This is a genomic window from Micromonospora sp. C41, assembly GCF_018070485.1.
Lineage (GTDB): Bacteria > Actinomycetota > Actinomycetes > Mycobacteriales > Micromonosporaceae > Micromonospora > Micromonospora chalcea.
The window spans coordinates 208078-233326 of the sequence record NZ_JAGPXP010000001.1 but is presented as its reverse complement, the minus strand read 5'-3'; the positions used below and the strand labels follow the sequence as shown (position 1 = coordinate 233326).

Here is a 25249-nt window from a genome sequence, read left to right as displayed (position 1 = left end):
ACCAGAAGGCATATATCTGCCTCGACGGGATGCACCCCGGCCCTGAAGCCCTGGGAGCGCACGCGATGCGGGTGATGTTAGCGCTAACATGGGCCGCCCCAGGGGACTAAGGACGGCCGGACCACTGCCGGGCAGCAGCGGATTCGGCGGTCAGCCCGATGTCCGGAGCCAGAGAGGCTGGATCAGATGATCGACCACTTCCCGACGCGGACCACCTCGTCGCGGCGCCGCCCACCGGGCCCGGCGCGGAGCACCAGGTCACTACGCCGGCTGCTGATCGTGCTGGTGGCCGCGACGACGGCGATGGTCGGCGGCGTCGCCGTCATGTCGTCGCCCGCCGTCGCCGCCACGAACCAGTTCCGAGGCATGAACTGGGCCGTGCTGGGTGACAACTTCAGCACCGGTCCCCTCGTCGTGCAGGGCCTCAGCTCCTCCGACAGCAACGCGACGGTGCGAGCCAAGGCCAACGCCCTCTACGACGACATGGCTTCCACCATGGGCGTCAACACCGTCCGGCTGCCCATCAACACCCACACGGTGGGAACGGCGTGGTGGGAGGCCTACCGGGGCGCCATCGACGCCGCCACCGCCCGCGGTTTCAAGGTCATCCTCGCCTACTGGGAGGACGGCGCCGCCTCCGGCGGCCGGATCACGAACCTCGCCGCGTGGAACGCGATGTGGTCCACGGTGACCAACACGTACGGCTCGAACCCCGACGTCTACTTCGAGCCGATGAACGAGCCCCACGGCTACAGCTCGACGGAGTGGCGCAACGTCGCGGCCAACTGGCTCAGCTACCACTACTCGGCGGTGCCCAGCCGGGTGCTCATCGGGGGCACCGGGTTCAGTCAGGACCTGCGCGACATCTGCAACGACAGCCGATTCGCCTCGACGCTGCTGTCGTTCCACCACTACGCCTTCTTCTACGGCGAGATGACCTACGACGCCTTCCGGAGCCACATCCAGACCCGCCTCGGCAACTGCGCGTCGCGGGCGGTCGCCACCGAGTTCGGCGCACCCATGAACGACGGCCGCAACTACGCCGACGCGAACAGCACCGACAACTTCGTGCGCCACATCCGCGCCATGGCTCAGGTCATGCGCGACAACCGGATGGGCGGCACCTACTGGCCCGCGCTCGGCGGCAAGCCCGGCACCATCGGCTACGACTGGTACTCGATGTACTCGCTCAGCGGTAGCGGCACCGACCTCAACCTGACCGTCCGCAACACCTCCGGCGCCGACCAGATCCGGTACGCCTGGGGCGACACCATCGGCGGCGGCCCCACGACGCCCCCGCCGACTGACACGTTCTACCGGATCACCGTGCGACACAGCGGCAAGGCCATGGACGTCCAGCAACCGAACACCGACAACGGCGCGCGCGTCGGCCAGTACACGTACAACGGCAACACGTGGCAACAGTGGCAGTTCCAGGACGCCGGCAACGGCTACTGGCGACTCGTCAGCCGCAACAGCGGAAAGTGCCTCGACGTCGTGAGCGCGTCCACCGCCGACGGCGCCGAACTGATCCAGTACACCTGCGGCACCGGCACCAACCAGCAGTTCCAGATGGTCACAGGCGGCAGCTACTTCCAACTCCGGGCACGGCACAGCGGCAAGTGCGTGGACGTACCGGCCGCATCGACCGCTGACGGTGTGGTCCTCAAGCAGTACGCGTGCAACACCGGCGCCAACCAGCAGTGGTCGCGTACGACCGTCTGACCGACCCTCCGGCCGGCGCCCTACGTCGCCTGCGAGGAGGACTGCGGGATGCCGGTCACCTTCGCCGCGGGCCTGTCGGACGCCGCGGCGAAGGTGACCGGCGCGCCGAACGCGGCCCGCCGGACGGCGCGGCGCAGCGCGGCGAGGACGGCAGGACCGGCGAGGACTATCGCCACGGCGGTGGTGATCGCGCGGCCGGTGTCCCAGCCGAAGGTGGACGTGACGGCGGTGAACAGGGCGAGACGGTGCAGGTTCTCCAGTACGGGGGCACCGGCGACGTAGGACAGCTGGGTGTCCGCGCCGACGCTGAACGGCCAGAACCACAGGTTCATCAGCAGGCCGTAGCCGTAGGCGGCGAGCATCCCGTACCCGGCCAGGACTGCGACCTCGGCGCGGCCGCGCAGCCGGGCCGGAAGCAGGCCGGCGCCGAGGCCGATCCACGAGGCGCAGAGCATCTGGAACGGCAGCCACGGCCCGACGCCTGCGGTGAGCAGGGCGGAGGCGAACAGCGACGTGGCACCGAGCAGGAACCCGAACCCGGGTCCGAAGACCCGGCCGGCCAGGACGAGCAGGAAGAACACGGTCTCGATGCCCGCGGTCCCCGCACCCAGGGGGCGCAGGGCGGCGTTGACGGCGGCGAGTACGCCGAGCATCGCCAGGGCTTTGCTGTCGATGCCGCCGGAGGTGAGTTCGGCGAGGACGAGCGCCACGAGTACCGGCAGCATGACGATGAAGACCAGCGGCGCCTCGCCGGTGCGGGCGGTGCTCTCCGGGTGTGCGGGGACGAAGAACGGCCAGGTGAAGGTGGCCAGCGCGGCGGCCGAGGCGAGGGTCAGCACCACAGCGGTACGCGGGGCGACCCGCAGCACGCTCATGCCGGTGCCCTGGTCTCGTCGAGCGCGGCGGCGACCTGTTCCACTGTCAGCCAGGGGGCGGGGGCGAGGACCTTGGCCACCTGCGGCGCGAACGCCGGCGAGGCGAGCATGACCTCTGCGGTGGTGCCGTCGGAGACGATCTCCCCTTCGGCCATCACGATCACCCGGTCGGCGAGGGTGGCGACGAGTTCGACGTCGTGGGTGGCGACCACCACGGCTCGGCCGCTGCCGGCCAGCATCCGGGCGGCGGCGGTGAACTGCCGCTTGGCATGGTAGTCCAGGCCGCGGGTCGGCTCGTCGAGCAGGACCACCGGCGGAGCGGCGGTGAGCTGCACGGCGAGTGCGAGGGCGAGCCGCTGTCCCTCGGACAGGTCCCGGGGGTGCCGGTCACCGGGCAGTCCGGGGACGAGCTGGTCCACCAGCGCCCGGCAGGTGCCGGCCGGCACGCCGGTCTCCCGGTCGGCCTGGGCGCACTCCGCGTCGACTGTCTCCAGGTAGAGCAGGTCACCGGAGTCCTGCGGGACGAGGCCGACGTGCCGGCGGGCCTGACCGGCCGGCAGGGCCTTCGGGTCGACGGTGCCCTTCGGCCCGGTCACGGCGACGGTGCCGCCGTGGCGTGGGCCGCTGCCCTGCACCGCCCAGAGCAGGCTGGACTTGCCGGATCCGTTGCGGCCCATCAACGCGACGACCCGGCCGGCGCGCAGATCGAGGTCGACGCCGGCCACCGCGACGGTGCCCGGATACCGTACGACGATCTTCCGCGCGGTCAGCGTGGGACCGGTGTCCGCGCCCGCCGGGACCGGCGGCGGCGCCACGCCGGCGAGCCGGTGCCGGAGGTCGGACGCCCGTCGGCGGGCGTCACGGACCGACAACGGCAGCGGTGTCCAGCCGGCGAGGCGACCCAGCTCGATCAGGGGTGGCGCGATGTCGATGTGGGCCAGCCCGGTCGCCGGCGTCCCGTCGTGGACATGGCCGTCGCCGGGCAGGTACAGCAGCCGGTCGGCGTACTGCAGGACGCGCTCCAGCCGGTGCTCGGCCAGCACCACTGTCACTCCGAGGTCGTGCACCAGCCGGGTGACGGTGGCGAGCACGTCCTCCGCGGCGGTGGGGTCCAGCGCGGAGGTGGGTTCGTCGAGCACCAGCACCCGGGGGTGCGCCGTGAGCACCGCGCCGATGGCGACCCGCTGTTGCTGACCGCCGGACAGCGTCCGCAGGGGCCGGTCGCGCAGGTCGGCGATGCCGAGCAGGTCCAGCGTCTCCTCCACCCGCTTGCGCATCACCGCGGGTGGCAGGGCGAGCTGCTCCATCCCGTACGCCAGTTCCTCCTCGACGGTGTCGGTGACGAAGCCGGCCAACGGGTCCTGGCCGACCACGCCGACGACGTCGGCGAGATCGCGCGGCGGATGCGTGCGGGTGTCCCTGCCGTCGACGGTGACGGCGCCGTGCAGGGTGCCGCCGGTGAAGTGTGGGACGAGACCGTTGATCGCCCGCAGCAGCGTCGACTTTCCGGCACCGGTACGGCCCGCGACCAGGCAGAGTTCACCTTCCTCGACGCGAAACGTCACATCCCGCAACGGTGGCGGGCCGCCCTCGGCATAGTGGACGGTGACCCGGTCGAAAGTGATCATGGGCGGTCTCCCGGTGTCGATGCCCTCGCGGCGCGCACTCCGTCTGCCGGCACGTCCGTGACGGGGATGGGCCGGTCCACCGACGGCGGGCGTCCGGCACATACTGTCGGCGGTGGTGGCGGCGCCAGCCAGGCGGGTGCCGCCGCGACGCCGACGGCGAGAAGCATCAGCGGGGTCAGCTGGGGCCAGGTGAGCGGGCTGACCGGCGGGTAGAGCAGTTCCGGGTCCACCGAGCCGGCGAGCATGGTCAGTGCCGCGGCGGCCACCCCGCAGCCGGCCACGAGCAGCTCGGCCGGACGCCAGCGGTCCGGTCGGTACCGGCTGCGGCGGACCCGGCGACCGGCCAGCAGCATGCCGGTCACGGCGGCGGTCAGTCCGGCCAGGAGCATCGGCAGCCCCAGGTAGCCGGGTGCGGCGGTGTCGAGCAGCCCGTAGGTGCCGGCGCAGACGCCGACCAGCCCGCCGAGGACGAGCGCCCCGGTGACGGTTCGCTGCCCGGCGGGCACCGCCGCGGTGCGGCCGTAACCACGGGAGTCCATCGCGGCCGCGAGGGCCAGGGACCGGTCCAACGCGTCGGCCAGCACCGGCAGGGCGATCCCGCGCAGCGCCCTCATCCCGCGGGCGGACGCGCCGCGCAGCCGCCGGGCCCGGCGGACCCGTAGCACGCTCTCCACCAGCTGCGGGGCGACCGACAACGCGACCACGACGGCGGTGCCGATCGCGTACAGCGCTCCGGGTACGGCCTTGAGCAGCCGCTTCGGGTTGGCCAGGGCGTTCGCCGCACCGAGGCAGATCAGCATCGTCGCCAGCCGCAGCCCGTCGTAGAAGCCACCGAGGATCTGCTCGGCGGCGACCGGTCCGAACAGGCGGATGCCCGCCGCCCACGCGGGCAGCGGGATCTCCGGCAGCCGGACCAGGATGTGGTCGCCCTGGCCGCCGCCGAACACGATCCGGAACACCACCCGCATCGTGACGATCACCGCGCCGAGCCAGACGTACATGCGGAACGCCAACGCCCACGGCGCGTCGCCCCGGCGGCGCACCACCACCAGACCGGCGACGGCGACGAGCAGGGCCAGCGGCAGCGGATTCGTGGTGTGGCTGGCCGCGGTGGCCAGGCCGAGCGCCCACAGCCACCATGCGCCCGGGTGCAGCCCCCGGGGCAGCCACCACACCGGCCACCGGCCCGGCAGACGACGGGCGTCGGCCGGCCGCGACCCGGTGACCGTGACGTCAGTCATCCGGGTCGGCGGCACGGCGTCGTCGGGCCGCGACCAGCGCGCCGGTGGCGAGCAGGGCGAGCAGAAGCACCCCGGCGATCGTGCCCAGTGGCAGGCCGTCGTCGTCACGGGACGCGGCGACATCCGTCACCACCGGCTCGTCGGAGGAGCCCTGCGGTGCCGTGCCGGTGGCGGCGCCCGGCGTCGCCGTCAGGGTCGGCGTACCGGCCGTCGGTGACGTGCCGGCGGAGGTCGGCGGGCCGACGGAGACCGGCGGGCCGGAGGTGCCGCCCGGCCGGGTGGGCTCGCCGGGCCGGCCACCGGCGACCGGCGGCGGTGCGACGGTTCCTCCCGCCGGTGGTGGCGCCGCCGGCTCACCGCCCGTGGGCGGCGGCGGCGGTGGTGGCGGTGGCGGTGGCGGGGCGGGGCGTTTCGGCGCGACGCCGGGACGGGGCGCGTCGTCGGCGTTGCGGTTGAGGGAGAACGACCAGCCCTCGAAGCTGCCGGCCGCCGGCTTGCGGTTGAGCACGCCCTTGTCGCTGTACGTCCAGCTGCCGCCGTTCGGGGCGTGCCAGTACGACCAGTAGGCGCTCGCAGGCGGGGTGTCGACGCACTTCTCCGTCGCGGCCGACGGCTTGCCGTCGATCCGGCAGATGAACCCCTCGCCCCAGCGCAGGGTTCCGGTGATCGGGAAGCCCGCGTTCTTGAGCGCCGCGAGGCCGGTGGCCTGGGTGCCCGGCGCGCACCGCACCACCGTCCCGCCGCCGAGCTCGTTGAAGTCCACCACGACTGTGACCCCGGAGGCGTCCGGGCAGTAGCCGGCCGACCCGGCGGCCACCGCAGGACTGCCCGGTCCGATCGTGGTGCAGGCGGTGACCAGGGCGACGGCCAGCGCGCCACGGGCGGCGCGGAGGCTCATCCCGCCCGCCGTCGGCCGAGCACGAGCAGTGTCACTCCGCCACCGATCAGCAGCAGCGCGATCAGCAGGTAGCTACCGATCGCCACGCCGGTCGTCGGCAGCCCGCCCGGCCCGGACGCGGCCGGGGTCGTGATCGGCGGCGCGACGGTGGCCGGCGCCGCGGTCGTGGGCGCGGGTGTCGCCGGAGGGCGGGTCACGCTCGGCGTCGGGCCGGCGGTGCCGGTCGGTGGAGGCGAAGTGGTGAGCGTGGGAGACGCGGAGGGCGTGGACGGCGCGGTGGGCGAGGCCGTGCCGGTCGGGGTGGGAGTCGACGTGGGCGGCGGGTCGAGGCCGATCCGGCCCAGCGGGACCTGGGCCAGCCCGAGCAGGGCCTGCGCGGTGGCCCGGCGCCACTGGTCCCGGTCGGTGTCGGTGATCCCGGCCGCCGCGGCAGCCGTGAATCCGTCGGTGTTGTAGGCGATCGCGCCGGCGTCGGCGGAGGCCGCGCCACCGTTGCCCGCGGTGAGCTGCAGCGCGGCCAGGGCCGTCGCCGCCCGGGCGGCCTCGTCGTCGCGGCCGGCGGCGGCGAGGGCCTGCCCGGCCAGGCCGGTGCTGTTGGAGTTCGCGCCGGTGGTGGGTCCCGAGCCGCCGAAGGAACCGTCGGCGTGCTGCTGGGTGACCAGCCAGTCGGCGCCCTTGCGGGCGGCGTCGCCGGCGCCCGTGGCGCCGTCCTCGGCGGCGGCCAGCAACGCCTGCACGGCCATCGCGGTCGAGTCGACGTCGAGGGTGGCGCCGGGCTGGTCGTCGCAGGACGGCGACGGCCCGTCGGCGGCGTCCGGGTAGAGCCGGAAGCCGCCCGCCGCGCACTGCTGCCGGATCAGGAAGTCCACCGGATCCTGTGGCAGGTCGCCGCTGCGGGCCAGGCCGAGCACGGCGAAGGACTGGTCGAAGGTGTTGCTGGCGTCCGGGCCGCTGTCGGCGGTGGTACGGCTGGTGATCCGTCCCCGCTGGTGCCCGGCGTCGGCCGTGGCGATCAGCGACAGGGTTTCCGCCCGCAGGTCGTAGCCGCCGAAGTCGGTGGGGTCCGCGTCGGCGGCGGCCGCGGCGTAGAGCAGTTTGGCGGTGGCCCCGCCGTCGGTGAAGCCCTCGATGCCCCAGTCGTCGTAGCTGTTGTAGGACCGTACGTGTGTCGCGACCTGCGCGGTCGCCGCCTGCCGGGTCGGTGCGTCGACGCCGGTGGCGGACAGCGCGACCAGGCCGTCGATGGTCAGCCCCCAGTCCTCGGGGGCGAACGGGCCGGGCAGCGCCCCGTCGGTGAACTCGCCGGCCAGCCAGGACGCGGCGTCGCGGGCGGCGGTGATGTGGGCCGGGGCGGGTGCCGCGACAACGGCCGGCGGGGTGCCGGTGATCGCGGCGAGAGCCGTCACCGTGGCTGTACCGAGACCGGTGGTGAGACGCCGGGACAGGGGCATCAGGGGTGCCTTTCGCAGAGCGGTCGGTGAAACCTCCGGAAAGCACCCCGAGAGACGGACACCCCGCTCCGCGTGCTGCGGTGGGCGGGGTGGTCGGACCTCGGCGGCCCGGACTTCACCCTGTAGACCTCGACAGTGGAAGCCGCTCGTCCCGGGCGGGGCATTCCGGCTCGCGAAAGGGACTCTCGCTCACGGTTGCGGGTCAGCGCCGGCTTCGAACCGGCTTCCCCCCACACGGGACGTATGCAGTTGTGCCCGGCGCACCGGGTGCCGACACCGTACCGCCCGGGCGCGCGACGACGCCAGAGCAGCTGCCGGTACCCGGTGCGCCGCTGGTCACACCGTTCGCAGCCGCGGTTCAGGGAGCGGCGATGCTCGGCGGGGCGCCGGCGCCGAAGGACCAGCCCTCGACGCTGCCCGGCGCGGGGTTGTAGCCGGTCGCCCCCGACGTGCTGTAGGACCAGGAGCCACCGCTGGACGCGTGCCAGTACGACCAGTACGCGGTGGCCGGCGGGGTGTTGACGCACGGCTCGGTCGCGGCGGTGGGCTTGCCGTTGATCCGGCAGACGAAGGCCAGGCCCCAGCGGGCGGTGCCGGTGACGGTGAAGCCGGCGGCCTGAAGCGCGGCCAGGCCGGTGGCCGGATCGCCCGGCGCACAGGCGACCTGTACGCCGCCGCCGAGCGCGGCGAAGTCGACGACCACAGTGACTCCCGAGGTGCCGACGCAGGCGGCGGCGTGCGCCGACCGGGGCGCGGGTTCGACTGCGGTCAGCGCGACGCCGGCCACGACGGCGGCCAGCAGGCCGGCCATCCAGGTGCGGGCGGTGGGACGGTGACGGAACACGGGTCCTCCTGTGATCGGGTGAGCGGCGAGGCGGTTCACGGGCAGGCGAGCACCGGTGCGCCGGGGTCGGCGCCGGCGGCGGACAGACGGGCGTACCCGACCCCGGTGAGACCGAGGACGGCCTGGGCGGTGGCCCGGGGCGCGGTGGCCGGGTCGAAGCCGCCACCGTCGAAGTCGACAGCGCCCCGGTCGGCGGGCGCCCCGGCGCAGCCGACCTGGAGTCCGGCGAGGAACGCCCGGGACCGCGCCCAGGCCGGCAGCCGGTGACCGTCGCGCAGGGCCTGCGCGGCGAGGCCGGTGCTGTTGGCGTTCGGTGTGCCGGCCGCGTTGGCGAAGCCGCCGTCGGCACGCTGAACGGACACCAGCCAGCGCAGCCCGGCGGCGGCGTCGGCCGGACGGTCCGCGGCGCGCAGCGCCTGCGTCACGAGCGCGGTGGCGTCCACGTCGGACGTGCAGACCGGTTGGGCGGGCAGCAGCGGGTAGCCGCCGTCCGGGCATCGGGTGCCGGCCAGCCAGGCGGCCGCCGCCGGTGGCGCCCCGGCCGCGGTACGGTCCAGCGCCAGCAGCGCGAAGGACTGGCTGAACGCGTTGCTGTAGTCGCCGTACGCGGACCGGTCGCTGAACCGGCCGGCCGGCGTCTGCAGCGAACGCAGCCGGGCGATCAGGTCCACCCCGCCGACGTCGGCCGGGTCGCCGCCGCGCACCTGCACGGCGAGGGCGAGCTTGGCGGTCGCGCCCGCGTACGCCTCGGAGACGCCGTCGCCGAGGTAGCCGTCGCGGATGTCCGGCCGGGTGACCCAGGCCAGCGCGCCGGCGCCGTGGTCGTCGGCGACGCCGCCGGCGGCGAAGGCGAACACGGCGTCGAGGGTCAGCCCCTGGTCGGGGTAGGCGACACCGTCGAAGACCGCCTCGAAGCGTTCGCCGTCGACGAGTTGCCGGGCGAGCCAGCCGGCGGCGGCCTCCGGGCGGGTGAGGGCGGCGCGATCGGGGGCGGCGACGGCCGGTGTGGTGAGGGTGAGGGCGGCGAGTACGCCGCAGAGGAGCGCGAGCAGGCGGTGCCGACTTCGGCGGACGACCATCGGAAGCGCCTTTCCGGCCCGGCGGTCGTCGAAAGCCCGGACGACCGCAGTACGCGGGGGCGTCCGGGACTCCGACCCGTGGGCCACGACGGGTGGGGAGCGGTTGCACGCGTACGACGGGTATTCGGGCTCGCCGCCGCAGAGTTCTCTGGGCGGCCTACCGTTGCGGGCCAGCGCCGGATTTCGACCGGTCTTCCCCCGCACGTACACGCGGTGGTTGAGTTGTCGCGACAGTCTGCTGTGGCCGGTGCGCCGATGTCAATGCGCCAGGAACCGGCCACGTGCCGTGACGGCCGGCGGAATCGGCGGTTTCACACCCCGACGTCGAGAGGCCGTCGTCCCGGCGCGTCCGCGTGGAGCACGCCGGTGAAGGACGCCCGGTGAGGACCGGGCGTCCCTCACCGTGTGGTCACTGCCGGCGGGACCGGGAGCCGGTCAACGGCGGAACGGACCGGTGACGCAGTAGGTGATGCCGCCGGACGACGAGCCGGTCGTGCCGCGTTGCGAGGAGAAGTACAGCCGGTCCCCCGCCGGGGTGAACGCCGGCCCGGTGATCTCCGAACCGCTCTGTCCGGTGATCCGCAGGAAGACCGAGATCTTGTCGTCCGGCGTGATCATGCAGATCTCCATGTTGCCGCCGTCCTCGGCGACGTAGAGGTCACCTGCAGTGGACCCGGTGATGTTGTCGACGCCGGTCAGCGGAGGGGCGCCCGGACTGACCAGGTTGTCGTCGTAGGCGAGCTCGTACGTGCCGGCGGCCAGGTTGACCTGCCACACGCGGTTGTCGCCCTTCGTGGTGAACCAGACGGTGTCGTCCGCGTAGTGACAGCCCTCGCCACCGTTGAACGTCTTCGCGCCGGACACCTGCTGCCGGGTCGGGGTGGGCGAGCCGTCCGGGTCGGGCACCGTGGCCCAGGTGAACGTGCCGGAGGTGGCCGTACCGGCGCGGAAGACCTGGAGGGTTCCGGCGGACAGGTCGCCCCAGGTGGCCGGCACGAAGCGGTAGAACTTGCCGTCGGTCTCGTCCTCGGTCAGGTAGACGACCCGGCGGACCGGGTCGGCCGCGGCCGCCTCGTGCTTGAACCGGCCCATCGCGGGACGCGCCACCGCGGACCCGCCGAGGGGGTACGTCTCGAAGACCCGGCCCAGGGACACCTCCTCGCAGGAGAGCCAGGTGTTCCACGGTGTCTTCCCACCGGCGCAGTTGTTGTTGGTGCCGGAGAGGATCCGCGACGCCCCGACCACGGCGCCGCTGGAGTTGAAGACGAGTCGCGAGGTGCCGCCACCCGCACCGGCCGACACCTCGGAGTTCGACACGTAGATCCAGCCGGTGCCGTTCGGGAACACGGCGCCGCCGTCCGGGGCGTCGTGCCAGGTGTACGACGTCCCCGGCACCGTCCGCCGGGACCGCGCGACGATCGAGCTGGTGAACCCGGCCGGCATCTGGATGCCGTTGGCGTCGGCTGCCTGAAGCCCGCCGTAGGGCCCCGCCGCGTTCTGTGCCGGGGCTCCGTACGCCGCCGACCACGCCGTGAACGGCAGGGCGAGGGCGCCCGCACCGACAACGGTGGCCCGCAACATCGTTCGACGATCCATGGACCCTCCTCCGTAGGTTCCATGGATCCGACCGTGCGGAGCTTACGCACGCCGATCTGTTGGATGAACGTCGATGGACGACTCGATGTGCGATGTCCCGCCCACGCCGACCCGGTCGAGGGGTCGTACGGGTAGGAGAGGCAGCGGCACCAACCAGCAGTGGGCGCGCGCGGCCGTCTGACCGGCCCTCCGGCCGCGACCTCCCCTCCCCCGGTCATCGGCGCAGGTGGCCGATGCCGTGCTGGTCGAGCCAGGCGACAGTCCGCGGTACGAACGTCGGCGCCCCCGAGCCGGCGCTGACGTCGGTGGCGACCAGCGGCACCTGGGCGGCGACCGGGAGCAGCGTGGACCGCCAGCAGGCCGGCGTGGCGCAGGCCGAGCGGTCGTCGACGCGCCAGGCGGCGGCCACGCTGCGGCCGTCCGGGTCAGCCGGGCGATATTCCAGCCACCGGCTCAGATCGTTGCCGCCGTCGATCCCGGCGGCGAGGACCAGGTTGAACGAGCCCTGGACGCGAAGCAGGCGGATCTGCTCCTGCACGCCGAAGTTCGGCAGACCGGCGCCGGCGCACTCGGATCCGCCGTCGCGCCAGCAGGTCCAGACCGCCGCGGGATCGGTGCCGCCGACCGCCGGGAAGTCGTACGGCGAGATGTCGAAGACCACTGCGTTGTCGTCGCCGAACACCTCCGCCGCCGCGCTCCAGAACGTGCGGGTGGCGGAGATGTCGCTCTGCCGCAGCGACACGATGGGTGTGATGCCGGCCCGGACGAGCCGGTCGACGTACCGGGCCGCCTCGTCGAGGTAGCCGACGCGGTTCTGCCGATCGGCAGGGCTGCCGGTGTAGGCGTAGCAGGCGTCGCTCAGCACGACCCGTACCGCGTTGACGCCGCGGGCCCGCAGCGCGCCTACCGACGCGTCGTCGACCGGGCCGTCCCAGTGGATCGGTCCCCATGCGCATTCGCCGGGCGCGGCCGACCGGATGATTCCACGGGGCCGGTACGGCCTCGGACTGGCTGTGACCGTGAGGATGCGGTTGCCGAACGCCTTCAGCGCAGGCGCGGCGCCGGGCGCCTGCGGCGGGAGCACCCGGATGCCGCGGACCTCGGCGGTGGCCTGGGCGCCGCTGCTGTCGTAGGCGGTGGCGGTGACGCGGGTGCCGCTGTTCGGCGGCACGCCGCGCCAGTCGAACGCGTACGGCGCGGTGGTGTCCACGGCGAGCAGCCTGCCGCGCTCGCGGAATTCGACCCGCTCGATCCGCCGGCCGGGCGCCGCCGTGGCCTCGGCACGGATCGGGATGACGCCCGGCGCGGCGAAGAAGTCATTGGGCCGGGGCGAGGTGAGCGCCACCGACGGCCCGCCCGGCAGTGGGCTGGGCCGCGGGCTCCCCGAGGCCGGCGGCGGCGACGAGCCGGTCGGGTCGGCGCCGTCCCCGTCGCACGGCTGGCCGCTCAACACCCAGTCGGTCGGCTCGGGGTCGGCACCCTGGTAGTTGCCGCCGAACCGCACCGTCACCGAGGCGCCGGTCGGCAGCGTGGATCCCGCCGGCGGACGGAGCATGGTCATCGGATACATCTCGCCGCTGCCCAGCGTGTATCCGTCCGGCAGCCGGTCGAGGCCCATGGTGATCGTCTGACCGTTCGCCTGCCGGAACCGCAGCCACCAGTCGGTGACGGGAGCGCCCAGGTTGGTGACGGTGAGCTCGGCCCAGAAGCCGCTGGACCACTCCCGGGTGATGGTGTAGTCCACCGTGCACGCCGTCGCGGCGTAGGCCGGCCGCAGCGCCATCGTCATGGCCCCGCCGACGACGACCGCGGCTGCTGTAGCCAGCGCGAAGATCCTGCGTCGCATCATGCCCCCGTAACATCGACATACATCACTTCATGCAGCCTCGGCGCTCCGGGCACGGCCTGTCAAGGGCTGAACCGGGCCCGGGCCGGGCGGAACGGCGCGGCGTTCCGCCCGGCCGGCGGCTCAGCGTCCGCGCAGCTCGGCCGCGGCGGCGACCAGGTGCTGTAGGGACGCCTCGACCTCGGGATAGCCGCGCGTCTTGAGGCCGCAGTCGGGGTTCACCCACAGCCGCTCGGCCGGCACCGCGGCCACGGCCCGGCGCAGCGCGCCGACGACCTCGTCGTGGGACGGCACCCGGGGTGAGTGGATGTCCCAGACGCCGGGCCCCACACCCCGGCGGTATCCGATCGCGGCGAGGTCGTCGAGGACCTCCATCCGGGAGCGGGATGCCTCGATGCTCGTGACGTCGGCGTCGAGGGCGTCGATGGCCGTGATCACCTCCCCGAACTCCGAGTAGCACAGGTGGGTGTGGATCTGGGTGTCGTCGGCGACTCCGCAGGTGGCCAGGCGGAACGCCCCGACTGCCCAGTCCAGGTACGCCTTCTGGTCCGCCCTGCGCAGTGGCAGCGTCTCACGCAGCGCCGGCTCGTCGACCTGGATGACCCGGATACCGGCTGCCTCGAGATCACGGCACTCGTCGCGCAGGGCGAGCGCGACCTGGTCCGCAGTGTCTGCCAGTGGCTGGTCGCTGCGGACGAACGACCAGGCCAGGATCGTGACCGGGCCGGTGAGCATGCCCTTGACCGGCCGGTCGGTCAGCGACTGCGCGTAGGTGGACCAGTTGACGGTCATCGGCGCCCTGCGTGCCACGTCGCCGTAGATGACGGGCGGACGCACGCATCGGGAGCCGTAGGACTGGACCCAGCCGTGTTCGGTGGCGGCGAACCCGTCCAGCTGCTCGCCGAAGTACTGGACCATGTCGTTTCGTTCCGGCTCGCCGTGCACGAGCACGTCCAGGCCCAGCCGCTCCTGGAGCCGGACGACGTGCTCGACCTCGGCGCGCATCCGCTGCGTGTAGGCGGCGTCGTCGAGACGCCCGGCCCGGTGCTCGGCACGCGCGCGGCGCAGCTCGTCGGTCTGCGGGAACGATCCGATGGTCGTGGTCGGGAGGGGCGGCAGGTTCAGCCGGGCCTGCTGTGCCGCCGCACGCTCCGGGTACGCGCCGCGCTGCCGATCCGTGGCGCGCAGCGCGGCGAGCCGACCGCGTACGGTGTCGTCGCGCCAGGCGGCAGGGGTGGGCGGCAGCGGCTCGGGCAGGGACGTGGTGCCGTTGCGCAGCGCGCGGCCGAGCCGGACGACCTCATCGACCTTCTGCCGGGCGAAGGCGAGCCGCTGACGCAGCGCCGGGTCGAGAGCGGTCTCGGCGGACAGGTCCTCCGGCACGTGCAGCAGCGAGCACGAGGTGGACACGGCGACGTGGTCGGCGAGGGCGGTGACGGCGGCACCGGCCGCCACGGCGGCCCGCAGGTCGGTACGCCAGACGTTGCGGCCGTCGACGAGGCCGGCCACGATCGTCTTGCCGCGCAGCGGTCCCGCACCGGCCAGCCGCCGCAGGTTGCCGGGCCCGGCCACCAGATCCACGCCGACCGCTTCGACCGGCGTGTCGAGCAGGGCGGGCAGCGCGTCACCGAGCTCGCCGAAATAGGTGGCGACGAAGATCGCCGGCCGCTGTTCCACCGCGCCGAGCCGGGTGTACGCCTCCCGCAGCGCGTCGATCTCGGCGGCGCTCCGGTCGGCGACGTAGGCGGGTTCGTCCAGCTGCACCCATCGCACGCCCGCCGCGGCGAGGGATCGCAGGATGCCGGCGTACACGTCGACCAGGTCGGTCAGCCGGTCGAACGGTTCGCCGCCCGCCTCGGTGGGCTTGGCCAGCAGCAGGAATGTCGCCGGCCCGACCAGCACCGGCCGGCTGTCGATTCCCAGCTCGCGGGCCTCGCGGTACTCGCGCAGCGCCTTGTCGGGATTCGCCGCGAAGGTGGTGTCGGAGCCGATCTCGGGAACCAGATAGTGGTAGTTGGTGTCGAACCACTTCGTCAGTTCGAGCGCCGGCTCGGCATCGACGCCCCGGGCCATGGCGAAATAGGTGCCGAGGTCGCCGAGGCCGAGACGGGCGAACCGGCGCGGGATCGCGCCGACGGCGACGGCCGTGTCCAGCACGTGGTCGTAGTAGGAGAACGTGTTGGACGGGATCGCGTCCAGGCGCGCGTCGCGCAGCGTCCGCCACACCTTCGCCCGTAGCGCGGCAGAGGTCGCCGCCAACTCCTCGGCGTCGATCCGGCCCGCCCAGTAGGCCTCGACGGCCCTCTTGAGTTGCCGGTTGCCCCCGATACGTGGATAGCCCAGCACGGTGCTCTGACCGAATGCGGTACTCATGGAGATCCCTTCCCTCGAAGCACACGAGGCCGATCGAGGCGGGGAGGGAAGGGGCACAGACGGCGTACCGGCTTCCGCACCGGCCGTCCCGAGCGACCGTCGGCGGCGCACACCGGACGGTGCGCGCGGTGCGGGCAGGTCTTCGGACTCGCGGGCGCGACCGGATCCACCCGGTCACCTACTGGCCGTCGCTTCCCAGACCTCACGGTCCAGTGCTTCGATGACGGCTGTCGTTCCCACTCACCGCTGCGGGGCAGTCCCGGACTCACACCGGGTTCCCTCTTACGACGCCACACCCGTCACGGGCACGGCGAACCAGCACCGTTGTCCATCGTATGGGGCGGTGAGCCGACGTGGTCGGCGCGTCCGTCCTGCGGGACGGCGAGCCGTCGCGGCGGGTGGCGGGAGCGACTCGCGGTCGGCCCCCGCCCCCCGTCGCAGGGCCGGTCAGCCCTTGCGCCACTTCTGGCCGGCCGTGCCCGTGCAATCCCAGAGCTGGAGCCTCGCGCCGTCGTTGCCGTTCCGGTCCTTGATGTCGACGCACTTGTCGGCCTGAAGGTTGACCAGGTCCCCGGCCGAGTTCAGGGTGAACTGCTGGGCGCCGGTGCCGTTGCAGGTGTAGAGCTGCACCACCGCCCCGTTGGCGGTGGACCCGGCGTCGACGTCCATGCACTTGTTGTTCTGGCTCTTCAGCGCCGTGCCGCTGAACGTCCACTTCTGCGCGTTGGTGTTGTTGCAGTTCCACATCTGCAGCGGCGCGCGGTCGACGAAGTTGGAGCTCGGCACGTCGATGCACTTGTTGTTCCAGTTGCTGACCACGGGCACCCCGGTGGTCGGGTTGCCGCCCCCACCTCCGGTGAACGGGCTGAGGATCAGTCCGGCCGAACGGGGGTCGCCGTCGTGCACCAGTGACTCGAATCCGCCGACGTCGTCGAAGGCGAACGCGTACGCCCGGCCGTCGGTCATGTTGGCGTGGATCAGGCGGGCGTACTGGTTGGTGGGGTTGCTGCGGTAGAAGTCGGCGGCGTTCGTGCTGGGCTGGGTGTCGATGGTGCCGAGCGTGCCTCGGTTGAGGGCCGCGCAGAGCGTACGCGAGATCGGGCCGACCACCTGGTCGTTCGGCGCGGGCAGGTCGCCGTCGCATCCCCAGACGCTGGCCGAGGAGGGCCGGTCGAAGGAGGCGACCACCTGGCCGCTGCCGTTTGTGAAGGTCATGGTGTTGCCCGAGGTGCGGCCGTAGTACCGGATGGCCGGCTGGTCGGCGAAGGGCGCCACGGTCAGCGTCTTCGTGGTGTACGCGTTCCACGCGGAGGCGATGTAGGAGTCCAGATAGGTGGTGCTCAGCAGGCCGGCCCCGGCCGCCTTCCCCGGAGCCAGGACGCGCAGCACGGTCCCGTCGGAGCGGGTGTGGACGGTGTTGGCCCAGCCCGGCTGCGCCCGGATGCCGTCGATGACCGCGTTGCGTCCGTTGGCCACCACGTCGCCGGTGCGCTTGGTGACGCCGTTGGCGCCGGTCACCGTGACCGCGTGCGGGATCGCGAACATGTCGACCTGGGAGCTGTTGAGCCACAGCCCGGAGTCGTTGTAGGTGAACTCGCTCCAGTCGAAGAGGATGTCGCGGTTCGCGTCACCGGCCGCCCAGGGCGCGGGCTGCACCAGTCCGTCCGGGGTGAGGAAGAACTTCAGCTTCTGCCCGAGGGCGAAGTAGGCCCGGCCGGAGAAGCCCCGGGGGAACTGGATCGTGGTGCTGCCGCCGTTGCCGGGGCCCGGTATGGAGACGTCCGGCGCGGGCGACGGCGGGATCTGCCCGCCGCTCCACGGCACGAAGGCGCCGCCGGCGGTGACGTAGCCGAGCCGGCCGGAGGACAGCTGGACGCCGATGACGTAGAGGTAGACCGGGTCGGTGCGACCGGTGGTGTTGGTGACGGTGACGGGTAGCAACGCGGGTCCGACCGCGTGGGCGGGCGTGGCGACGACGGTGCCCGCGAGCCCGGCGAGCAGTGCGGACGCGGCGGCGAGCAGCTTTCTTCGAAGACGCATGGCGACACCTCGCTGGAGACAGGGACGGGAGAGCGCTCTCTCAGCAGGGTCTAGTTGTTAATATTGTTTGTCAATAGGCGATCACCGATGGACGCGAGACCGTCACGGGCGGGGCACCCGCCGTGCGACGGTCGGGTCCGGCGGGACGACATGCTTGGCGGTCTCGTTGGCGGCGACGTTGACCAGGGTGACCGCGGCGAGGGCCGCCAGCACCACCGGCGGGAGCGCGGCGAGTCCGAGTGGCGCGGACAGTGGGCTGAAGGGCAGCGCGACGGTGACCGTGATGAGCAACAGTCCGGTGCCGGCGAGCGCGGCGGAGGGGCGGCTGCGCAGAAAACTCCGATTGGAGCGCAGCACCAGCAGCGCGATGATCTCGGTGGCGGTGAACTGGACGAACCAGGCGGCGCGGAAGACGTCGGTCGACACGTGCCACCACCAGCGCAGGGCGCCGAGTACGAGGAGGTCCACGGCGATGCTGATCGAGCCGTACACCAGCATGAACCTGCGGATGGTCCGGACGTCGACGGTACGCGGATGCTGGATCTGCTCGGCATCGGCGTAGTCGGTGGACAGGGTGGTGTAGGGGATGTCGGAGAGGAAGTTGAGCAGCAGGACCTGACGGGGCAGCAGCGGCAGGAAGGGCAGCAGGAGCGCGGCGATGCTCATGCTGACGACGTTGCCGAAGGACGCGCTGGTGTTGACCCGGATGTACTTCAAGGTGTTGGTGAACGTGCGGCGGCCGAGGCGGATGCCGTCGGCGATCACGTCGAGGTTCTTGTCGAGCAGCACGATCGCCGCGGCCTGTTTGGCGACGTCGACAGCGGTGTCGACGGAGATGCCGACGTCGGCGGCGTGCAGCGCGGGAGCATCGTTGATGCCGTCGCCGAGAAACCCGACGACGTCGCCGCGTTGGCGCAGCGCGGTCAGGATGCGTTCCTTCTGCAGCGGGTCCACCTCGGCGAACACGGTGACGTCGGCGATCCGCTCCGGCAACTGGTCGTCGGGGCAGGCGGCGAGGTCGGCGCCGACGAGCGGTTCGCCGGCGAGGTCGACGCTGGCGGCGACGTGCCGGGCGGCGTGCCGGTTGTCGCCGGTGACCAGTCGGACCGTGACGCCCATGTCAGCGAGCCGGCGGATGGCGGCGGCGGCGTCTGCGCGGGGTGGGTCCTGGAAGGCGAGCAGCCCGACCAGCGTCATCTCCCGTTCGTCGGCGACGGCGACGGCGGTGACGCCGGGCATGGCTCGCACGGCGAGGCCCAGCACCCGGTCGCCCTGGTCGCTGAGCGCGGCGAACCGTCGCAGGACCCGCTCGCGTACCTCGTCCAGCGGTACCGTGCCCGCGGCGGTGCGTGCGGTGGCGCAGACGTCGAGCACCGCGCGTAGCGCACCCTTGGTGACCAGGATCGGCTCGTCTCCGTCGCGCACCAGCAGGGACAGGCGCTGGCGGGTGAAGTCGTAGGGCGCCTCGGCGATGCGGGTGCCCGGGTCGGCGGGTGGTTGCCCCCTCATGATCGCCGTGTCGACAGGGTTGGGAAATCCACGCTGGAGGCCGGCGTTGAGCCTCGCGAGCCGGGCCACCTCGGCGTCCGGCTCACCGTCGACCGAGAGGCAGCCGGTGAGGGTGACCGTGCCGGCGGTGAGGGTGCCGGTCTTGTCAGTCAGCAGCACGGTCATGGCGCCGAAGTCCTCGATGACCTCGAGGCGCTTGACGATGACCCGGTGCGCGGCCATCGCACGGGCGCCGGCGGAGAGGCTGACCGCGACGATCGCCGGCAGCATCTGCGGGGTCAGCCCGACGGCGAGGGCGAGCGAGAACAGCAGGGAGTCGATGACCGAGCGGTGCAGCAGCAGGTTGGCGACGAAGATGCCGACCAGCAGCACCACCATGATCCGCACGAGCAGCAGCCCGAAGCGGGTCAGCCCGCGCTGGAAGCCGGTGCTGGCGGGGCGGGAGGCGACCCGGCGGGACACCGCTCCGAAGGTGCTGTCGCGGCCGGTGCGCATCACCACCGCGCGCGCGGTGCCACTGGCCACGTGCGTACCCATCCACAGCGCGTTGCCGCGCGCGGTCAGCTCCGCGTCCGGCGGCGACGGGTCGTCCGACTTGGGTACGGGGAACGACTCGCCGGTAAGCACCGCCTGGTCGACCTGCAGACGTTCCGCCTCAACGATCCGGCAGTCCGCCGGGACGACGTCCCCGGCGCGCAGCACCACGAGGTCGCCGACGACGACCTCCTCCACCGGTACGGACACCTCACGCCCGTCGCGGATCACCTCGGTGTCCACCCGGACCCGGGCCTGCAACGCGTCGACGGCCCGCCCGGCGGCGTGTTCCTGCCAGAAGCCGAGGCCACCGCTGGCCGCGACGATGGCCAGGATGATCGTGCCGTCGATCAGATCCCCGACGGCCATCGACAGCAGGGTCGCGGCAATCAGGATCAGGATGATCGGGCTGGTGAACTGCGACAGCAGGAGCCGCCAGCCCCGCCTGGCGCCCGCGTCGACCCGGTTGGGCCCGTGCTCGCGCAGCAGGGCGGCGGCGCGTTCACCGGTGAGCCCGGCCGTGGAGGCTCCGACGGCGGCCACGGCCTGCGGCAGCGGCCCGGCCCAGAACGCCGCGCGCCCGTCGTCTGCTCGCCCCACTGCGCACTCCGCGGTCGCCGGCCACCCCCACGAGTGACGCTACCGATCCGCCCCACCGCGCGCGGGTGATTGGCCTGCCCGCTCACCGTCGGCCGGTTCGCGCCGTGCCCTCTGCCACGCCCGCAGCGCCACGCCGACGCCGATCAGGGCCAGCAGCGCCCACTCCCCGATGCCCAGTTCCCGTTCCAGATAGCGGTAGGAGGCGGCGCCCAGGTAGCCCAGCAGCGCCACGGCCGCCGCCCACACCAGGCCGCCGGCCAGGTTCGCCCGCAGGAACACCGGCCACCGCATCCCACCGGCGCCGGCGATCATGGGAACCACTGCGCGCAGCACCGCCACCCAGCGTCCGATGAGCACCGCCCACGCCCCGCGGCGGGCGACCAGGCGGCGGGCCCGCGCGATGTCGAGGCGCCGGCGCAGCACTCGCGGGGCGCGGGCGAGCACACCCGCGCCGTACCGGCGGCCGAGGGCGTACCCGGCCTGGTCACCGAGGCAGGCCCCGGCCGCCCCGGCGGCCACCACCGCCCACAGCGGCAGCGCGCCACCGTGGGCCACCAGCCCGCCGATCAGGATCGCTGTCTCACCCGGTACGACCAGCCCGAGCAGCGTCGAGGATTCCAGGGCCGGCAGGACGATCACCAGGGTCAGGACGAGCAGCGGCGGCAGCCCCACGAGCACCGCCATGATCCTGTCCACCCGATGATTGTCGCCCCGGAGAGTGGCCGGTGAGAGAGAAGCGCCTCCCGCGGGCGGACGAACCGTAGGGTTCGGGTCGACGGCAGGGACGGTGCCGGACGAGGGGCGGCCGAGGACCGGTGGGAGCGCGTACGCATCGCCCGTCGCCGGCGTTGCTGGTCAGCCTGACCGTCTCGGCGTGCCTTCTGGCGGCGCTCAGCGCGGCCGTACGCAGCCACCGGGTGCCTCGCTGGGAGCAGGACCTGTTCACCCTGCTCAACCACCTTCCGGCCGGGCTGACCCCGGTCCTGGTCCTGGTCATGCAGCTCGGCTCGTACCCGGCGGTGTTCGTCGCCGCCGCAGCAGCCGTCATCGCACGCCGCATCGGCGCCGCGTGGACTCTCCTGCTGGCCGGGAATCTAGCGTACTGGCTCGCGGCAGCCGTCAAGGCCGCGGTCGCCCGGCAGCGGCCCGCGGCGCTGTTCACCGACGTGGTCCTGCGCGAGACGATCACCGGACGCCTCGGGTACCCGTCGGGACACGTCGCGGTCGCCACCGCCCTGGCGCTCGTCGCCGCGCGGGCCGGCGGCCCCCGGTGGCGCCGCGCCGCCTGGGTGGTGATCGGGCTGGTCGCCGTCGCGCGGATCCACGTCGGAGCGCATCTGCCGATCGATGTGGCCGGCGGTGTCCTCGTCGGCTGGCTCGCGGTGTGTCTGGCCCGACTCGTGGTCGGCGAGGTCGGGCCGCAACGGTCGGTGCCCGCACTGCGGGCGACGCTGCGGCGGCGCGGGATCGAGGTGGCATGGTTGGCGCCGATCCACGGCGACGCCCGTGGCTCGCAGCCGTGGCAGGCGGTCACCACCGGCGGTCGGCGACTGTTCGTCAAGGTGACCGGTGGCGAGCAACGCGACGCGGACTGGGTCTACAAGCTCTACCGGCGGATGCGCTACCGCCACGTGGCCGACGCGCCGCCGTACCTGAGCGCACGGCAGCAGAGCGAACACGAGACCTGTCTGACCCTGCTCGCCGCGCGTGCCGGCGTGCGGATACCGGCCGTCGTCACGACCGCCGCCGCGCCCGGCGGCGACGCCGTGCTGGTGCAGGAGTTCATCGACGCCGCCCCGCTGGACGCCGTCGTCGGGCCGGTCCCGCTTGCCGCCGTACGCGACGCCTGGGACCAGGTGGCGCGTCTGCACCGGGTGGGCATCGCGCACCGGGACCTGCGGGCCGCGAATGTGCTCGTCGGCCGGGACCACGTCTACCTGGTGGACCTGGGCTTCGGCGCCGACGACGCCTCGGCCGAGCAGCGGGCCCGCGACGTCGTCGAGCTGATGGTCGCCCTGGCCGGCCGGGTCGACCCGGCCGGCGTGGTCGATGCGGCGATCGACCGCCTGGGTGTCGCGGCGGTCGCGGACAGCGTGCCGTTCCTGCAACCCGCGGTGCTGTCCCGCGCCGGCCGGACCGCCCTGCGCGCCCGGCCCGGCATGCTCGACAGCCTTCGCCAGGAGATCCTGCGACGCAGCCCGGACCGCGACCGCCCGGCGGCGAAGGTGGTCCGGATCAGCCGCCGCACCGTCCTGGAGCTGCTGGTCCTGGGGTTGGTCGTGCACCTGCTGCTCCCCCAGCTCGGCGAGATCCGCACCGCCCTGGGTCTGATCGTGCACGCCAACCCGGTAGCGGTCGCCGCGACGCTGCTCGGCTCCGCCCTGACCTACCTGCTCAGCGGTCTCGTGCTCCGGTTGGCCACGGCCGGCCGGGTCCCGCTGGGCGAGGCCACCCTGGTGCAGGTGGCCGCGTCGTTCGCCAACCGGCTGGCGCCCGGCAGCCTCGGCGGCGCCGCGCTCAGCCTGCGTTACCTGCACCAGAAGGGACTCGTCGCCGCTGACGCGGGCACCGCCGTGGCCGTCTCCCGCGCCGCCGGCGTGGTGTCCGTCGTACTGCTGCTGCCGGTGCTGCTGCCGTTCGCACGCCAGCCCGCCCGCATCCTCACCCACGACGCGGCCAGGGCACTGCCGCTGCTACTGGGCGCCCTGGCCGTGCTGCTGGTCCTCGCCGGCGTGCTCGCCGTACCCCGGGTCCGGCGGCGTGGACGCGCCGCGGCCGGCCAGGTCGTGACCGCGCTGCGCGAACTGCGCCACCAGCACGGGCTGCGGTGGCTCGTCGTCGCGTCGACGGCGCTCACCCTCACCTATGGCCTCTGTCTCTACGTCGCGCTGATCGCCGCCGGCCCGGTCCCGCTGGCCCACCTGCCCCCGGTGATCCTGGTCTGCCTCGTCGGCGAGGGTGTCTCGTCCGCCGCGCCCACCCCCGGCGGGCTCGGCGCCACCGAAGCCGCGCTCGTCTCCGGTCTGCTGCTCTACGGAGTGCCACTGGACGCCGCCGTCGCGGGCACCCTGATCTACCGTCTCGCGACGTTCTGGCTCCCGGTACCGCCGGGATATCTGGCCTTCCGGCTCCTGACCCGGCGCCGGCTGCTGTGAACGCCGGCGACGGCGGGCGATCGTGGGCGGGGCCGGAGCGGCAGTGGCGATCCGCGCGTCTTCGGCCGTCTCCCGAGCTACGCCCGGCCGGGTCAGCCGGCCAGCGCCCGGCGACAGCGGGCGAGTTCCGCGCGCAGATCCCGGCGCAGGGCCCGGTCCAGGCCGGGCTGGGCGAGCGCATGGGCGAAGTCGCGGGCCGCCTCGTCCCACCGGCCCAGCCGGGTCAGGGCCGTGCCCCGGTTGTAGCGCGGCACGGGGGCCTCCGACAGCGCCACCGCCCGGTTCAGGTCGGCGAGCGCGGCGGCCACGTCGCCGCGCTCGAACCGGGCGGCGGCCCGGTTCGTCCACGCCTCCACCAGCCCGGGGTCCCCGCTCAGGGCCCGGGTGAGCAGTTCGTCGGCCTCGGCGGGCCGGCCGCGCTCGGCGAGAACCAGGCCCAGGGTGCACAGCAGCGCGGGCTCGTGCGGAGCGCCGGCCAGCCCGGCCCGTGCGCCGGCCTCGGCGGCGTCGAGCTCGCCGCGCTCCACGTGCAGGTTGACCAGGGCGATCCGGGCGTCGAGGTGCCCGGGTTCGATGGCGAGCACCCGCTCCAGGTCGGCGCGCGCCCGCTCGGGGCGGCCCCGCTCCTGGTGGAGCACGGCCCGGTTGTAGTACGCCTCGGGCAGGTGCGGTCCCAGCCGGATGGCGGCGTCGTAGTCCCTGATCGCGGCCCGGGTCCGGCCCGCCGCCCGGTAGAGGGCGGCGCGGTCCACGTAGTACTCGCAGTTGTCCGGGTCGTGGGCGATCACGGTGTCCAGGTCGGCCAGCGCCCGCGCCGGGTCGCCCAGCGCGAGGTGAACCTGCGCCCGGTTGTGGCGCAGCCGGGCCAGGTCCTGCGGGCGTTCGCCGGGCCCGAGCGCGGCCGTCAGCCGGGCCAGTCCGTCGTCGACGAGCCGCAGCGCGCGGTCGGGCCGGCCGGCCCGGCTGTCCAGCAGCGCCAGGCCCTGCTCGTAGAAGACCGTCGACAACAGCCGCTGGCGTGGGTCGGCCAGCTCGGCGGCGAGGTACAGCGCCCGCTCCAGCCACTGCCGGGCCAGCGCCGGGTCCTGCTCGGCCGCCGGCAGGTGCCGGGCGTGCAGCATGGCGGTGGCGTACGCCGCCGACATCGTGATCTTCGGATCGTCGGTGACGGCCCGCGCCTCGTCGTAGAGGTCGAGCGCCTCGGCGGCCCGGTTCAGGGCCGCCAGGGCGGTGGCCAGGCCGGTGGTGAACGCCCACCAGTGCCGCAGGTCGCCGTCGGGGGTGACCGTCGCCCGCCCGCGCCGGGCGACCCGGGCCGCGTGGTGGTAGTAGCCGCGGGCCAGGCTGTCGCCCAGGGCCCGCCGCAGCGCCTGCGGGGTGCGCCCGTCGGGCGCCGGGTCGGGGGCGCCCTCGTCGCGCAGGTCGAGGCGCACCGGGGAAGGCCCGAGCCGGCGGGCCAGCGCGTCCAGCAGCTCGGTGGTCGTCTCGTCGGCGCTGGCGACGTGATCGAACCGGACGGTCACCGGCCGCCGGAGCGTGCCGGCCCAGGCCGCCACCAGCTCCGCCGCGCCGTAGGCAAGGCAGGCGGTACGGCGGGCGGGGTGGAAGCGGATCGGCTCCTCCTCGGCGGCCGGCCGGGCCGCCGGATCGAGCCGGGGGGCGATCGCGCGCAGTTCGACCGCGTGCCGGGCCGCCAGGCGGGGCCGGTCGGCGGCGACCCGACCCAGAAAGACCGAGACCCCGGCGTACGGCCCGTGGTCGCGGTGGCAGTCGTAACGTTCCGGCCCGCCGGTCACCGCAGGGCCCACCGCCGCAGGGGCGGGCGCCCGGAAGCGCCCGCCGGACCGGCAGTTAC

At 73.7% G+C, this 25249-nt stretch carries 16 protein-coding genes and 3 riboswitches; of the genes, 2 read left to right on the top strand and 14 right to left on the bottom strand.

Annotated features, from left to right (window positions below; all coding sequences use genetic code 11):
• Positions 1-186: 186 nt before the first annotated feature.
• Positions 187-1725 carry an RICIN domain-containing protein gene (locus tag KBX43_RS00350; protein ID WP_210882208.1) on the top strand — a complete coding sequence of 513 codons (1539 nt, stop codon included), beginning with the start codon at positions 187-189 and terminating at the stop codon, positions 1723-1725.
• Positions 1726-1745: 20 nt separating this feature from the next.
• Here the strand turns inward: KBX43_RS00350 and KBX43_RS00345 are convergent, their stop codons facing one another.
• The 13 genes from KBX43_RS00345 to KBX43_RS00285 form a co-directional block, all read right to left on the bottom strand.
• A complete protein-coding gene (locus KBX43_RS00345; protein ID WP_051610840.1) occupies positions 1746-2600 on the bottom strand; it encodes an ECF transporter S component in 855 nt (284 codons plus the stop codon).
• Positions 2597-4228 (bottom strand): ABC transporter ATP-binding protein, encoded by a 1632-nt coding sequence (locus KBX43_RS00340; protein WP_210882206.1) that lies wholly within the window; start codon positions 4226-4228, stop codon positions 2597-2599. Before KBX43_RS00340 ends, KBX43_RS00345 begins: the two co-directional genes overlap by 4 nt.
• Positions 4225-5469, bottom strand: a complete 1245-nt coding sequence (locus KBX43_RS00335; RefSeq protein ID WP_113973119.1) for a CbiQ family ECF transporter T component — start codon at positions 5467-5469, stop codon at positions 4225-4227. The genes KBX43_RS00340 and KBX43_RS00335 overlap by 4 nt, the downstream gene beginning before the upstream one ends.
• Positions 5462-6367 (bottom strand): hypothetical protein, encoded by a 906-nt coding sequence (locus tag KBX43_RS00330; protein WP_210882204.1) that lies wholly within the window; start codon positions 6365-6367, stop codon positions 5462-5464. The genes KBX43_RS00335 and KBX43_RS00330 overlap by 8 nt, the downstream gene beginning before the upstream one ends.
• The gene (locus tag KBX43_RS00325; RefSeq protein ID WP_210882202.1) at positions 6364-7818 is read right to left on the bottom strand and encodes a terpene cyclase/mutase family protein; all 1455 of its coding nucleotides are present in this window, start codon (positions 7816-7818) and stop codon (positions 6364-6366) included. Before KBX43_RS00325 ends, KBX43_RS00330 begins: the two co-directional genes overlap by 4 nt.
• 136 nt (positions 7819-7954) lie before the next feature.
• A riboswitch (cobalamin riboswitch) is annotated at positions 7955-8092 on the bottom strand.
• An 84-nt stretch (positions 8093-8176) separates the two neighbouring features.
• Positions 8177-8629 carry a hypothetical protein gene (locus tag KBX43_RS00320; protein WP_176722815.1) on the bottom strand — a complete coding sequence of 151 codons (453 nt, stop codon included), beginning with the start codon at positions 8627-8629 and terminating at the stop codon, positions 8177-8179.
• A gap of 68 nt (positions 8630-8697) precedes the next feature.
• Positions 8698-9741 carry a peptidase gene (locus tag KBX43_RS00315; protein WP_210882200.1) on the bottom strand — a complete coding sequence of 348 codons (1044 nt, stop codon included), beginning with the start codon at positions 9739-9741 and terminating at the stop codon, positions 8698-8700.
• A gap of 97 nt (positions 9742-9838) precedes the next feature.
• A riboswitch (cobalamin riboswitch) is annotated at positions 9839-9975 on the bottom strand.
• A 201-nt stretch (positions 9976-10176) separates the two neighbouring features.
• Positions 10177-11337, bottom strand: coding sequence for an alkaline phosphatase PhoX (locus KBX43_RS00310; RefSeq protein ID WP_210882192.1), 1161 nt, complete (start codon positions 11335-11337; stop codon positions 10177-10179).
• 214 nt (positions 11338-11551) lie between these two features.
• The gene (locus KBX43_RS00305) at positions 11552-13183 is read right to left on the bottom strand and encodes an Ig-like domain-containing protein (protein ID WP_210882189.1); all 1632 of its coding nucleotides are present in this window, start codon (positions 13181-13183) and stop codon (positions 11552-11554) included.
• Between the two features lie 123 nt (positions 13184-13306).
• Positions 13307-15556 (bottom strand): 5-methyltetrahydropteroyltriglutamate--homocysteine S-methyltransferase, encoded by a 2250-nt coding sequence (gene metE / locus KBX43_RS00300; protein ID WP_166456144.1) that lies wholly within the window; start codon positions 15554-15556, stop codon positions 13307-13309.
• 115 nt (positions 15557-15671) lie between these two features.
• Positions 15672-15891, bottom strand: a riboswitch (cobalamin riboswitch).
• 112 nt (positions 15892-16003) lie between these two features.
• A complete protein-coding gene (locus KBX43_RS00295) occupies positions 16004-17596 on the bottom strand; it encodes a beta-1,3-glucanase family protein (protein WP_210882181.1) in 1593 nt (530 codons plus the stop codon).
• 102 nt (positions 17597-17698) lie between these two features.
• The gene (gene mgtA / locus KBX43_RS00290) at positions 17699-20239 is read right to left on the bottom strand and encodes a magnesium-translocating P-type ATPase (protein ID WP_210882179.1); all 2541 of its coding nucleotides are present in this window, start codon (positions 20237-20239) and stop codon (positions 17699-17701) included.
• 39 nt (positions 20240-20278) lie between these two features.
• Positions 20279-20935 carry a DedA family protein gene (locus tag KBX43_RS00285; RefSeq protein ID WP_210882177.1) on the bottom strand — a complete coding sequence of 219 codons (657 nt, stop codon included), beginning with the start codon at positions 20933-20935 and terminating at the stop codon, positions 20279-20281.
• 119 nt (positions 20936-21054) lie between these two features.
• Between KBX43_RS00285 and KBX43_RS00280 the strand changes: the two genes are divergently transcribed.
• Entirely contained in the window at positions 21055-23394 is a 2340-nt protein-coding gene (locus tag KBX43_RS00280) for a lysylphosphatidylglycerol synthase domain-containing protein (protein WP_210882175.1), read from the top strand.
• A 92-nt stretch (positions 23395-23486) separates the two neighbouring features.
• On the opposite strand, the gene KBX43_RS32010 is transcribed toward KBX43_RS00280, so the two are convergent.
• Positions 23487-25202, bottom strand: coding sequence for a tetratricopeptide repeat protein (locus KBX43_RS32010; RefSeq protein ID WP_307851436.1), 1716 nt, complete (start codon positions 25200-25202; stop codon positions 23487-23489).
• Between the last annotated feature and the right edge of the window lie 47 nt (positions 25203-25249).